15 protein-coding genes are annotated in these 12556 nt (G+C 54.0%); 10 read left to right on the plus strand and 5 right to left on the minus strand.

Annotated features, from left to right (window positions below):
* Together WW58_RS03505 and WW58_RS03510 are read left to right on the plus strand one after the other, a co-directional pair.
* Window positions 1-199 (plus strand): hypothetical protein (locus WW58_RS03505; RefSeq protein ID WP_046435429.1); only part of this gene is annotated, 199 nt, incomplete at its 5' end.
* 14 nt (window positions 200-213) lie between these two features.
* Complete coding sequence (locus WW58_RS03510) at window positions 214-438, plus strand: hypothetical protein (RefSeq protein WP_128153504.1); 225 nt, start codon at window positions 214-216, stop codon at window positions 436-438.
* A gap of 164 nt (window positions 439-602) precedes the next feature.
* Here WW58_RS03510 and recR read toward each other — a convergent pair whose 3' ends face one another.
* The 5 genes from recR to dinB all read right to left on the minus strand — a co-directional run bounded on the left by recR (window position 603) and on the right by dinB (window position 4967).
* Window positions 603-1211, minus strand: a complete 609-nt coding sequence (gene recR, locus WW58_RS03515; RefSeq protein WP_046435433.1) for a recombination mediator RecR — start codon at window positions 1209-1211, stop codon at window positions 603-605.
* Window positions 1204-1653 carry a hypothetical protein gene (locus tag WW58_RS03520; RefSeq protein WP_046435435.1) on the minus strand — a complete coding sequence of 150 codons (450 nt, stop codon included), beginning with the start codon at window positions 1651-1653 and terminating at the stop codon, window positions 1204-1206. The genes recR and WW58_RS03520 overlap by 8 nt, the downstream gene beginning before the upstream one ends.
* Before the next feature lie 87 nt (window positions 1654-1740).
* On the minus strand, window positions 1741-2988 hold the full coding sequence (fabF, locus tag WW58_RS03525) for a beta-ketoacyl-ACP synthase II (protein ID WP_012420366.1): 1248 nt from the start codon (window positions 2986-2988) through the stop codon (window positions 1741-1743).
* 273 nt (window positions 2989-3261) lie between these two features.
* Window positions 3262-3813, minus strand: a complete 552-nt coding sequence (locus WW58_RS03530) for a peptide-methionine (R)-S-oxide reductase (RefSeq protein ID WP_232051396.1) — start codon at window positions 3811-3813, stop codon at window positions 3262-3264.
* Between the two features lie 74 nt (window positions 3814-3887).
* The gene (gene dinB / locus WW58_RS03535; RefSeq protein ID WP_046435438.1) at window positions 3888-4967 is read right to left on the minus strand and encodes a DNA polymerase IV; all 1080 of its coding nucleotides are present in this window, start codon (window positions 4965-4967) and stop codon (window positions 3888-3890) included.
* A gap of 186 nt (window positions 4968-5153) precedes the next feature.
* Here dinB and WW58_RS03540 point away from each other — a divergent pair, with 186 nt between their 5' ends.
* The 8 genes from WW58_RS03540 to WW58_RS03580 all read left to right on the plus strand — a co-directional run bounded on the left by WW58_RS03540 (window position 5154) and on the right by WW58_RS03580 (window position 12555).
* The gene (locus WW58_RS03540) at window positions 5154-6473 is read left to right on the plus strand and encodes an NTP/NDP exchange transporter (RefSeq protein WP_046435440.1); all 1320 of its coding nucleotides are present in this window, start codon (window positions 5154-5156) and stop codon (window positions 6471-6473) included.
* A 585-nt stretch (window positions 6474-7058) separates the two neighbouring features.
* Window positions 7059-7904, plus strand: a complete 846-nt coding sequence (locus WW58_RS03550; RefSeq protein WP_046435444.1) for a PEP-CTERM sorting domain-containing protein — start codon at window positions 7059-7061, stop codon at window positions 7902-7904.
* Between the two features lie 558 nt (window positions 7905-8462).
* Window positions 8463-8741, plus strand: a complete 279-nt coding sequence (locus WW58_RS03555) for a hypothetical protein (protein ID WP_012420373.1) — start codon at window positions 8463-8465, stop codon at window positions 8739-8741.
* Window positions 8738-10138 (plus strand): phage portal protein, encoded by a 1401-nt coding sequence (locus tag WW58_RS03560; protein WP_012420374.1) that lies wholly within the window; start codon window positions 8738-8740, stop codon window positions 10136-10138. The genes WW58_RS03555 and WW58_RS03560 overlap by 4 nt, the downstream gene beginning before the upstream one ends.
* 4 nt (window positions 10139-10142) lie before the next feature.
* The gene (locus tag WW58_RS03565; RefSeq protein ID WP_012420375.1) at window positions 10143-10886 is read left to right on the plus strand and encodes a S49 family peptidase; all 744 of its coding nucleotides are present in this window, start codon (window positions 10143-10145) and stop codon (window positions 10884-10886) included.
* A 24-nt stretch (window positions 10887-10910) separates the two neighbouring features.
* Window positions 10911-11300: a hypothetical protein gene (locus WW58_RS03570; RefSeq protein WP_012420376.1), complete on the plus strand. Its 390-nt coding sequence runs from the start codon at window positions 10911-10913 to the stop codon at window positions 11298-11300.
* A gap of 40 nt (window positions 11301-11340) precedes the next feature.
* On the plus strand, window positions 11341-12177 hold the full coding sequence (locus tag WW58_RS03575) for a hypothetical protein (protein ID WP_012420377.1): 837 nt from the start codon (window positions 11341-11343) through the stop codon (window positions 12175-12177).
* 177 nt (window positions 12178-12354) lie between these two features.
* Window positions 12355-12555: a hypothetical protein gene (locus WW58_RS03580; protein ID WP_143245506.1), complete on the plus strand. Its 201-nt coding sequence runs from the start codon at window positions 12355-12357 to the stop codon at window positions 12553-12555.
* Window position 12556: the final 1 nt, after the last annotated feature.

The following is a 12556-nucleotide window of genomic DNA, read 5'->3' on the forward strand; positions in this document are numbered from 1 at the left end:
GGCGGATGTCGCGGCGCGGCTGCTGAACAGGGGAACCGAGAAAAACGGAGCGGGGGATGGTGCGGAACATAATGGCCGCAAGTTCAGGATTCCCGCCGCGGACGAAGTTCCCGCCCCGGTTGTGCCACAGCTGCAGGACGCTGCGGAAAAGGGGCTTAAAACAGGGAATGACCTGATGAACGAATTAATGAATTGGTAACCCGTTTTTTGCAGATGAAAACTTATCCCTGCCAAATGGTGCAGGCGGTCGCCGTTATCGTGGAGCGTATCGCGGATACGGCTTTCCGCGCTACCCTTCCGAATGGCAAAACCGCTGTGGCTTTTGTAGAAAAAAAGAACGCTTCCCTGAGGGAGCTGCTCAAGCCGGGCGACCGGGTGAACGTGACGATTTGCCCGGCGGATTTTGACCGCGCCCGAATAGACGGCATGGCGGAATGAGGCGGTGAGTTTTTCCCTTCATCATTGGGGGAAAGAGGCATCGCGCGAGGCAGGAAAACCGCTGTAAAACGGAACTGTCCCCATGACGGGATTCCGGACGGTGAAGAACGGGGGCATGGGCGGGAATTTCCTCGTGCCGGGATGGATGCGGGAAGGGCTTTCCTTTACAGCCGGATGCGTCCTTCCAGAGCCTTCATCAGCGTCAGCGTGTCCGCGTGGCTGAGGCCGGAGCCGGCAGGCAGCCCCTGGGCAGGGCGGGATATCCTGCAATCCATTTCTTTGAGCAGATGGTGGAGGTAGGTGGCCGTTGCCTCCCCTTCCACGTCAGAGCCTGTTGCCAGAATGACTTCGCAATCAGGCTGCCGGGAGACGCGTTCCATCAGGGATTGAATGTTGAGATCTTCCGGCTCCACATCATCCAGAGGGGAAAGCTTGCCGCCCAGGCAGTGGTACAATCCGCGGTAGGCGCTGCTGCGTTCAATGGGGATGACGTCCGTGGCCTGTTCCACCACGCAGATGAGGCGGCTGTCCCGTTCTTCATCCCGGCAGGCGACGCAGGGTTCCCCTTCCGTGCTGAAGAAGCCGCAGACGGGGCAGGGCGTGACGTGTTCCGCCGCCTGGCCGATGGTGCGGGCAATCGCCTCCGCTTCTCCCATGTGCCCCTGGAGCATCCACAGGGCCATGCGTTCCGCGCCGCGGGTGCCGATGCCCGGAAGCTGTTTCAGGGCGGTTACCAGTTCAAGCACGGGGATGGGATAGTCCAGATTATTCATGAGCGGAAGGAGGTTCGGAATGACGCCGGACAGGAGGCGTTTGGGGACAGAGGATGGCGAGCACGCCCGCGCTCCCTGCGGAAAGCAGGCATGGGACGGCATTGAAGAAAAGACCCCACAGCCCCAGCACCGGGGTAAAGCTGGCCAGAAGAAGGAGGAAAACGGCCAGAACGGCCGTTTTGCGGAGCGTGCCGCGGATGAGCAGCAAATCGTAAACGAGGGCCAGCGTCAACGCCATGCACAGCAGGAATCCCGTGCCGGGAGAAAGGGCGGGGGCGTCCGGGGGAAGCAGAAACGGGGCGGAGGCCATGGCTTCCTTCAGCTCCCGGGCCCAGACGGGAGTAAGGCCCAGGTAATAGAGCGCCACGAGCAGGCTAAGCCCGGCTACGGAGAACAGGGCCCAGCGCATGAGCAGAATGTCCTGGTGCGTTTTGGCGGGCATGGCTTTTAAATGAAAAAAGCGGAAGCGCGATGGCTGCGGTGGCCGCAAACATCAGCGCTTCCGCCGGAAAGGAGAGGCCTGAAATGGTCAGGCGAATCGTTTCACGATGACGGAGGAGTTATGCCCCCCGAAGCCGAAGGAATTGCTCAAGACGGCGTCCACCCTGGTTTCACGGGCCTTATTGGGCACGCAGTCCAGGTCGCATTCCGGATCCTGGTTGTCCACGTTGATGGTGGGCGGGATGATGTTGTCCTGCATGGCCATCAGGCAGGCGGCCAGTTCCACGCCTCCCGCGGCGCCCAGGAGGTGGCCGGTCATGGATTTGGTGGAGCTGATAAGCAGCCCGTTTTTAGCGTGGTCGCCGAAAACGGCCTTGATGGCCTTGATTTCGCAGATGTCGCCCAGCGGGGTGGAGGTGCCGTGCGTGTTGACGTAGTCAATGTCTTCCGGCTTCATTCCCGCGTGTTCCAGAGCCATCTTCATGCAGCGGGCGGCGCCGCGGCCTTCCGGGTCCGGGGCGGTGAGGTGGTAGGCGTCCGCGGAGATGCCGTAGCCGACGAGTTCCCCGTAAATTTTTGCGCCGCGCTTTTGGGCGTGTTCCAGCGTTTCCAGAATGACAACGCCGGCGCCTTCGCCCATGACGAAGCCGTCGCGGTCCACGTCGTACGGGCGGGAGGCCCGCTGGGGCTCGTCATTGCGGGAGCTGAGGGCCTTCATGTTGCTGAACCCGGCCACGCCCGTGGGCAGGATGGTAGCTTCCGCTCCGCCGCAGACCATAACGTCGGCATCCCCGAATTTCATGATGCGCCAGGCTTCCCCGATGTTGTGGTTGGAGGTGGCGCAGGCCGTGACGATGGACATGTTCGGACCGCCGAGGCCGTATTCCATGGAGATGAGGCCGGAGGCAATGTTGCTGATCATGTACGGGATCATGAAGGGGGACACGCGGGCAGGCCCCTTGGAAAGAAGCGTGGCATGCTGGCTTTCCAGCGTGCCGAGGCCGCCGATGCCGCTGCCCACCATGACGCCGATGCGGGTTTTGTCCTCCGCTTCCAGATCCAGCCCGGAATCCTTGAGAGCCATTCCGGCAGCGCCCATGGCAAAGTGCGTGAAGCGGTCCACGCGGCGGGCGTCCTTGGGCGTCTTGAAGTACGGGGCGGGATCGAAATCCTTGACTTCACCGGCGATTTTCGTGGAGTAGCCGGTAACATCCATGGATTTGATGGTGTCAATGCCGCTGCGGCCAGCCTTCATGGCTTCCCAGGTGGATGCGAGATCATTGCCCAGGGGGCTGATCACTCCGATGCCGGTGATAACAATTCTGCGGTCGGTCATAATAAGTGTGAGTGGTTGCAAATAATGCTTGAACCAGAATAGGCGACATTGCGGGAAAGTCAAGCTAATCCCCCCTGTTTCCCGGCACGGGGGAAACAGGTTGGGCGGAAAGGCGTATCCTGCTTACGGCAAGGATTTTGCGGGTCAAGGATATTCCCTGTTGCCTGCTGAGGCTCCGGGGCCGTGAACAGATTTCAGGGTAAATTCCGCCGCGGCGGCCGCATCCGGCAGCGCACGGAAGGGCGGCCGGATATTTTTCCCTGCCGCGCGCCTTTAACGGGGGGCATCCGCCGCTATCGGAAGAGGGGCTGCCCGGAATTCCAGGGAAAGGGAATTGACGCAGTAGCGCAGATTCTTCGGAGTCAGGCGTTCTCCATTGAAAATGTGTCCCAGATGGCCTCCGCAGCGGGCGCATGTGATTTCCGTGCGCCGCCCGCCGCCCGCATGGACGCTTGTGACGGCGTCCGGCAGGGAATCATCAAAACAGGGCCAGCCGCATCCGGCATCGAATTTGTCTTCCGACCGGAACAGAGGCGCACCGCATTTGCGGCAGGAATAGATGCCCGGCTCAAAGAAGCTGACGAATTCCCCGGAAAAGGGCGGTTCCGTTCCCTGGTGTTCGATAATGCGTTTTTCCGTTTCCGTGAGGGGGCGGCGCGTGCGGGCAGGGCCGGGATCGGGTACGTCCCGGGAGGCGGGAATCCCTCCATTCACGGCCATGACTCCAGCCACGCCTTCCGCAATCATGCCTATCCATGACGCCCAGTGTCTCCGTTCTTCCTGATCCATATGGCTTATGACCAGGTTGGAGCGGGTTTTGCTCATTCCTGAAACAATATCTTGTGGATATTACCGTTTTTAAGGGGGGAGCCCTGAAAATATGGCAGTCTATGGAAGAGTTAATACTCCAGCTCCAGCCAGAGCTGTTCCCAGATGCCCTGCCGCTGTTCTTCCTGGGGATGGGAGACGGACAGCCCCAGAAGGCGGAATGTACGGTCCCCGGAATCCAGTTCTTCCATCAGGGTGCGGGCCAGGGGGAGGATTCCTTCTTTCTCCGTCAGGATTTCCGGAACGGTCGCGCAGCGGGTCTTCTGGACAAAGTCCGGGAACTTAACCTTCAGGGTAAGGGTGTTTCCCCGGAAGCCGGAACGGGCCAGCCGCCCCGCGAGTTCTTCCGCCAGCAGGGGGAGGCGTTGTTCCAGCGCTTCCGCCCTGGTGACGTTTTCCCGGTAGGTTTCTTCACAACCCACGGATTTGCGCATGCGGGAAGGTTCCACAGGGCGGTCGTCCACACCGCGGGCGAAGTTGTAGAAGATGGCTCCTGTCTTGCCGAAATGCCTTATCAGGAATTCTTTGTCCCGTGCCCGGAGCTGCGCCCCGTTGGTGATGGAAAGGGCGCGCATGCGTTCGGCGGTGGCGTTCCCGACTCCCCAGAAAGCTTCAATGGGAAGTGCCGCGATGAATTTTTCCGCCCGGGATGGATGGATCGTGAACAGCCCGTCCGGCTTGCGGTAATCGGAAGCGATTTTTGCCAGGAATTTATTGTAGGAAACGCCGGCGGAGGCCGTCAGGTGAAGTTCCCGGCGGATTTCCTTCTTAATCCTCCTCGCAATGTCGACGGCCAGCGGAATGCCCGGCTTGTTTTCCGTGACGTCCAGAAAGGCTTCATCCAGGGAAAGGGGTTCCACCAGATCTGTGTAACGGTGGAAAATGGCGTGTATCTGCGCGGAGACGGCCTTGTACACATCCATGCGGTTGCGGGTGAAAATCAGATGGGGGCAAAGCTTGAGAGCCTTCATGGAAGGCATGGCGGAACGCACTCCGAAACGGCGCGCCTCGTAACTGGCCGCCGCCACCACGCCGCGCATTTCCGGCCTGCCTACGGCGATGGGCTTGCCGCGGTATTCGGGATGGTCCCGCTGTTCTATGGATGCGTAAAAGGCATCCATATCCACATGGATGATTTTTCTCTGGTTCATGGGGGCGCTTCATGATTCCTGATGGGGCGGGAAACATGAGGGAATGGGATGCCCCATCATAATCCGGCTTATCCTGCAAGTCCAGTTGGAAGGAGAAGTTCCGGCGGGGAGGTGAAAGAAAGGCGGATTTTTGGGGAACGGGACGATTTAAGTGAAAAAATCTTCCGGGCATGGTAAATTCCGGGCATGTCCAGCGGAATGAAGGAACGCCTGTGCCGGAGCCTGGAAAAGGTGCTGCATGCGGAAACCCGCGAATTGCCTGCCGTAGCGGGGGGAATCCTCCTGTTTTTCCTGTTGTTCCTGGCCTATTCCATGTTGCGGCCGGTCCGGGAGACGATGGGCATTGCCGGAGGCGTTCAGAATCTGCAGTGGCTTTTTACGGCTACTTTCGCCGCTTCCATAGGGGGCCAGTTTTTATTCGGATGGGTTTCCTCAAAGGTGCGGAGAAAGGCCATTCTTCCGTGGACGTACGGTTTTTTCATTCTTAACTTGGCGGTTTTCGCGGCGCTCGTGCTGGCATGCCCGGGAAATGTCTGGACGGCCCGTTCGTTTTATGTGTGGCTGTCCGTATTTAACCTGCTTACCGTTTCCGTGGCGTGGAGCGTGTTGTCGGACGTCATGAAGCCGGGGCAGATGAAACGCCTGTTTGCCCTGATTGCCAGCGGAAGCAGTCTTGGGGCCATGACGGGGCCGGCGGTGACGGCCGCCCTTGCCGGAGTGGCCGGCCTTCTGTGGTTGTTCCTTGCCGCCGCTGTTCTTCTGGCGCTGGCGATGCTGGCGGGAATGTACCTGCACCGCTGGTGTGACGGGAATTCCCCGGAAGATGCGGAAACGGGAGTTCGTCTTCCGGCCGATTGCCGGGAACGCCCTCTGGGAGGGAATCCGTTTGCCGGGGCGTCTGCCGTATTCCGGTCTCCCTTCCTGATGGGCATCGGGCTGTTCATCATCCTGCTGGCCGGGACCAATACGTTCCTGTATTTTGAGCTGATGAGCGTTGTAGCGTCTTCCTTTCCTGATCCGGTGCGCCAGACGCAGGTATTCGGAGTGCTGGACGTTGTTGTTCAGGGGTGTACCATGCTGCTTCAGGTATTTCTCGCGGGACGCATTGTTCGGAAATTCGGATTGGCGGCGTTGCTGGCGGCTGTTCCTGTTCTTATTTCCCTGGGTTTTGTATGGATGGCTTTCGCTCCGGTATTTTCCGTCGTGGCCGTGGTGATGGCGGTACGCCGCATCGGGGAATACGGAATGGTGCGTCCCGGCCGTGAAATGCTGAATTCCGTATTGTCCCCGGAAGAAAAATATAAAGCCAAGAGCTTTATTGATACGGTCCTTTACCGTGGCGGCGACGCCGTCAGCGCATGGCTGAAAAGCTCCTTTAACGTGTTGGGGGCCCATTCTCCGTGGGCCATGCTGGCCGGAGCCGCCATTTCCTTTCTTTGGGCGGTCACCGGATTCCTGCTTGCGAACAGGTTCCGGAAAATGGCCGGAGTTCGGGGAAAGGAATAATCCCCGTGACGGGGAATTCTCCGTCTTGTCCGGATACGGCCTGCTGTTGCACGATATTTTTTCAGGTCAAGGATGGCGTGATGCCCTTAATGTGGCGGAAGCGGCAGGGGGTAAAACAGATGTTTTTTTCTTCCGGTGACAGATTATTTCTGGAATATTTTTTATTTGACGGCGGTTTCCGCCGTGACGCCGACATTCGGATTCTCAATCCGCTCCATGAATTAGCTTAAAGGGAAGATTCCATGTGAAATATATTCTATAGCATAAAATCATCATTTCGATGTTTATCATAATTTATTTATATTGAAAAGATTGTGTTTCTATCAACAAGGTGTCGAGAAAATCAGTCTGTCTAAAAAACAATAGAGGATCCCTGGCACGGAAGGATTTCCTTTTGGAGGAGAAATCATCCTGAAAACAGCTCCTCGATGATACTTAAATTGTTTTCCCACAATATTTAGTATTGATTTCGGATTGAGAATTCGTTATTGGCTTCACAGCCTCTTTGGGTGAAGCAGGCTAGTCATCGTTTCTTTAGACTAATCAATCATTACTCCTATAATTATTTGTTATATTCCTCTGATAATGAAAAAGACACTCATTACGCTCATTGCTCTGGCGGGAATAGCTCATGCCGATTTTATATGGAACGGCGGTGAGAGCATTACTCAGGAGCTTTGGCAGACAGAATCCAGCTGGACCGTCACCGGTTCAGATTCCTGGCCGTCGGCAGGAACCGGTCCCGGCACGCCCAATTCCAACGCATGGTCTCTTATTTCCGTTTCCGGCGCGAGCGGAAGCATTACCCAGCTGGAAGGCTGGACATTGAAGCTTGCCCTGCAAAACGGTGCGGATTTGACTGTAGGGAACGTAAAAAAATTCCAAGGCGGCTGTTCTATTGATATTGATCAATCATCTACGCTGACCTTCAACAGTTATAACGGCGGCAACGATGGTGGGCGCACGACGTTGAACAACTACGGCACCTTTAACCTGGCTTATACCAAGAACCAGGGCGGGGAAGGATTTTACGCCAATCTGGGAGCCACGGGCATCATGAACCTTACTTCCTCCAACGGTAGTTCATATACCGCCAAGATAGCAAGTCTGACCGCTACGCTGACTCTTGACGGAGGCACCGCCAGTGGATGGACTGAGAGCGGGCATCAAATCCTGACCAGAAACCTGGTTACCCTGGGAAGCAATATGTCTTTTGACAGCACGAACACTTCCCTGGAAATGCTCAGCGGTATTGCAGGCATTGATACCCTTACTGCTGTGGACGATTTGACTAATGCCGAAGTAGGTTCTTATATGGTTACCAAGAATGAGAACGGGTACAGCGTTTCCTATGTGGTTCCCGAACCCGCAGCGGCTTCCCTGAGCCTGCTGGGCCTGGCTGGTCTGGCGATGCGCCGCCGCCGCAAGTAACGGCAAACTTGGATTCCTGTTTCCATTCAGCTCCCTTCCGCGGTTAACGGAAGGGAGTTTTTTATTATTTCCCGGAAAGGCGGCGTATTTCCGGAAGACGTCCGGGCGGAACGGGTGAGAGAAGCCGGTAGAGTGCACACGCATGGGCCTGTTTTTCCCCGGAGGATGCCGAACCCGGATTAGTTCCTGCTGTGGTTCTGCAAACCTGCACAAAAGGGCAGGACGCCTGATGTTGCCAAGAATAACCGCTTCTTTTCAAAAGAAGTGGTAGGCCCGGTAGGAATTAATATGTTTATTTAGAATAATATATTATAAAATGTGTTCATTATTGTGATAATGTTGAGCACACGGAAGGATGAAAAATAGTCTGAAATAGGCCGAAAAAGGGAGTCTCCTTGAGCGTAGAGGCTCGAACTGGGTCATGGGTCATCTGTGTTTTTGCATGCATGGAGTTGAAAAATTTCATGCAACTATTCCAACAATGCAACGGGAAAAGTATAGGTTCAAGTAAAAGCCTGCGTGTCTGCCGTAGAGGAAACGCAACGGGGCCGCATTTGTATGTTACGGATTGCAAAAGCTCTTTATGCTTGGGGGGCGGTGGACGCTGATGAACGCATACCCCGTTTGAAAGAAGCTTTGGATAAGGCTGTTGAAGATATCATTGAAAACCAGGGAAAGGAAATCACTCAAGGGAACGTGGGGGACAGTTCATTCCAGTTCGCGCCAGGTTCCATGACTATTGATTTATGGGTGGAAGCTTTGGGGATTGCTATTCGTTCTCTTGAGCATGGCCGGTTTGAAGGAGGGAATAACGTTGCAAGGATAGTGTTTCGATGAAAGCAGGAAATGTCCAGATTTTGGATCAGTTCGGCCGGCCGTTTTCAAGCCGCCCCATTTACAAGAGCGGCAGTTATGATGACGGGCTGCAGCGGCTTCCGAATTATCTCAAAGAACCGGAACAGCTTTCCGGGAACCTTACCCGGAAGAACCTTATTTCCGCATCCCGTCTGTTGTACAAAAATAATGGCGTTGTAAAAGGCGCCGTGAACATGAAGGCTGAATACTCTATCGGGAAAGCGTTTCTGTTCAAATCTCTGTGCAAGAATCCGGAAGTTGCGGCGAAGTATGACGAGTACATCAAGGCGTTTTACAAAGTTGCATGCGTGAACGGAAAGAATTTTCACTCGCTCCTGTATCTGATCTCCACCGCCATCGACATTGATGGGGATTGCTTTGTAATGTTGACGGAAAGCAAGACGGGGTTTCCTCAACTGCAATTTATCCGGGCAAACCGTGTTTGCTCTCCTAAAAATGGCCTTATTGACTCCGGAAAATATAAGGGATTGAACGTGCTGCACGGCGTCATAACCAATCGCATGGGACGTGAAATCGCTTATTGGCTGGACGGCGACGAACCAGGGGGAGGTGAAATCATCCCGGCATCCTCAATACTTCATATCGTGGATGACGACTTTCTTTCCACCTGCCGGGGCGAGCCTCTCTTCTCTCATGGCCTCAAGGAATTCCGATACATTGATGATATCAATACAGCCGAACTTGGGGCCATGAAGATTGCGTCACAAATTGCCCTGGTAAAAAAGAACGAAACGGGAGAAGTTGACATAACGCAGGCTTATGACAAACCGTCCAATAATGGGGAGGTGCTCATCCGGAATACTGGTGATAAGCAAATTGTATTTTTGAAGTCTGAAGATTCCCTTGACTCCCTGAAGATTGAGCGCCCCTCTCCGAACTACATGAGTTTTTCAGAACGGCTTCTGAAGGGCGTTTTATCCGGGGTGGGCGTGCCCTATGATATCGTGGTCAATCCGGACTCAAGCGGCGTTGGGAACAGAATGTCTCTGTCCAAATTTGACAATACCACGCGAGATCGGGCCACGCTGCTTGAAGATGCTGCCAGACTGCTTGTACAGTATATCTTGGCCGTAGGTATCCAGCGGGAGGACATCCCGCACGCGGAAGGCTGGTGGAACATGATGTTCAGCCGCGCCAAGCGTCCAAGCGTAGACATGGGCCGCGACTCCAACAGCCAGTTGAAAGAGTACAATGCCGGTATTAAAAACCTCACAGAAATCTGTGAGGAAAACGGAACGCAGGTTGAGGACCATTTGAGAATACGTGCCAGGGAAGCCGCCATTGCGGAGAAGTTGCGCCGTGAAGCTGAAGCAGAATTTGGAGTAGAAATCTCTCCGGATTATATCAGGAAGTTTTAATGTGATGAAACCGTTATATTGTGAAGAAACTGCATGGCTGGCGAAGATTCGCCAGCGGAAGAGCCTGGAACTGAAAGCCGCAGGGAATCCGGATTTTGACTTCTCATTTTTCATCCAGACACGCCAAAAAGCGCGGGTAATTGGGTCATCCTTGGTGATTGACGTGATTGGGCCTCTATACGGTGACGGCGTGCCGTTGAATGAAGTCCTGGGCGGCACGAATTATCAGTCCATCGTGAAGGAAATAAAGGGTGCTGCCGGGAACATTGATGAAGTTGTTTTCATTTTTGACTCTCCGGGAGGTGACGTGCAAGGCTGTCATGAAACAGCAGAATTGATTAAATCTCTGCCAGTGGAAACAGTGGCTTATGTCAAAGGCATGTGCTGCTCTGCCGCCTATTATTTGGCTTCCGCTTGTGATCAAGTGGTCGTGACGGAAACGGCGCTGGTTGGCAGTATCGGGACGGTCATCAGCCTGTGGAATGCCAAGAGTGAGGAAATATTGACCATCACGAATGATGATGCTGTTTTCAAGCATCCGGAAACCCCGATGAATACGGAGGCAATCGCCTATTACAGGGATTTGTGCAACAAGATCGCCGGGCGGTTTCAGGAATTTGTGGCTTCAGGACGTCCCGGTTTATCTGCGGATGCGTTTTCCGGCAAGGTTTTTGTGGCGGAAGATGCTGTTTCCCTGGGCCTGATTGATGATGTAATACCCTGGGTCGATTTTCCTGGAGTGGTATGAAAACGCAACGGTTTTGTCATAAGTATGGCACTATTCAAGTCTGATCAAAATATCGTTGATGCGCTCAAACAAGAGCTTGCCCCTTTTGGGGCAGAAATGAAGAATGGGATTAAAGAAATCCAATCCTCTATTAAAGATCTTTGTGAGCGTGTCGAAGCCCTGGAAAAGGAGAATGTCAAGCTCCACGCATCCGTTGCCCTCAAGAAAAACCAGCTTGAGGAAGAAGCCGATACGAAGGCGAGCCAGAAGGCCGCTGAAATGGTGGCTGGTATGGGACATAAAGCCGTAGTGGATAAGCCGGAAGACGGCGAAGAAAACTCCTCTATCCTGGAGCAGTACTCAGCTCTTTCCGGAGAGGAACAGAGGAAGTTTTATGCTGCTCATAAGGATGAGTTGGCAAAACTTTGCAAGTAATCAATAACAATATTAACGATTAAAACCATTTTTTAGAATTATGGCTCTTTCAGATGCTCACAAGATAGTTATTCACAGTGAAGTCATTTCTTCTTTGCGTAAAGCTCTGGCTCCGCTGGAATACTTTAAGAAGGATTTCCGAATGGAGTATGCTTCTGAGATTAAATTCAAGAATGTAAAAGCCGCCGGAAATATTACTGAAAACCCTTCTGATTACCAGACGGATAAAGAAAATGAAGGGGATTTAATCCCCCTGTCACTTACTGAACTCCATCAACCCTGGCGCATTACGCCCGCCGAAAAGCGGAATGGGTGGAAATTGGCGGATTTGGCAAAAACGAACGCTACGGCGTTTGCCAATAACTTGAACAAGCGCATACTTTCCCTTGTTACAGCGGATGGAGCCAAGGTTATCGGTACGGCTGACGCTTTCACAAAGCGTAAGTGCATCAACCTCAGCGGAGACGTAGAATCCGACGAACCTCGCCTTTTGCTGGCGCCTGATTATTACCGAGCTATTCTTCCGGAAAATACGACGGAATTCCGGCTTGATGGAGGCGCTTACGGATTTGATTCCATCCATAAGGTCAAGACCTCCGTCTTTGCTGATAACGTAGTCGGTATTTCCTATGATGGAGGTGCGGTTGCTGTTGGTTCCGCCCTTCCGGAGATCGACGAGGCTTTCAAGGATGATATCCATTCCGAGGTCATTCAGGTGGAAGGTCTTGCTGGTCTTTCTATCCTGTTTTGCACTTGGCTTGATTTGAAAACTCGCGCGGAATGGGCTTCTCTGGGCCTGATGTTCGGGGCAAAGATTCTCGAGGCTGACAAGGTGAAAGGATACGTTGCCGCTGCTGTTGCGTCAGATGAAGGCTGATTTTCTTTGTATTCATGCTGGTGTTTACCGTCCCGGATTTGTCCGGGGCGGTTTTTTGTGCAACGCACCGCCATTTGTATGAGATTCACAGAGGCTGCCAACGTTGCTCACCGGAGTATTAACCGGGTATTACCACAGACAAAAATTGTCTACAATGGCCAGACGTACCGGGGGTACATGAATTCCCGGGACATAACCATTGAACGCCAGGAAGGAGGGTATTGCAACCAGCGTGACCGCATCATTCACATCCAGACAGGGGACGCTTTTCAGATTGGGGGGCGTGTGGGGTGCGAAGGGATGAAATTCAAGATTACCGCCGTCACAAGTAATTGTGTTTACAAGGTATTAACTTTATCAGCCGATTTATATGAGTAGC

The sequence above is a fragment of the Akkermansia sp. UNK.MGS-1 genome (genome assembly GCF_000980515.1).
Classification (GTDB): Bacteria; Verrucomicrobiota; Verrucomicrobiia; order Verrucomicrobiales; family Akkermansiaceae; genus Akkermansia; species Akkermansia muciniphila.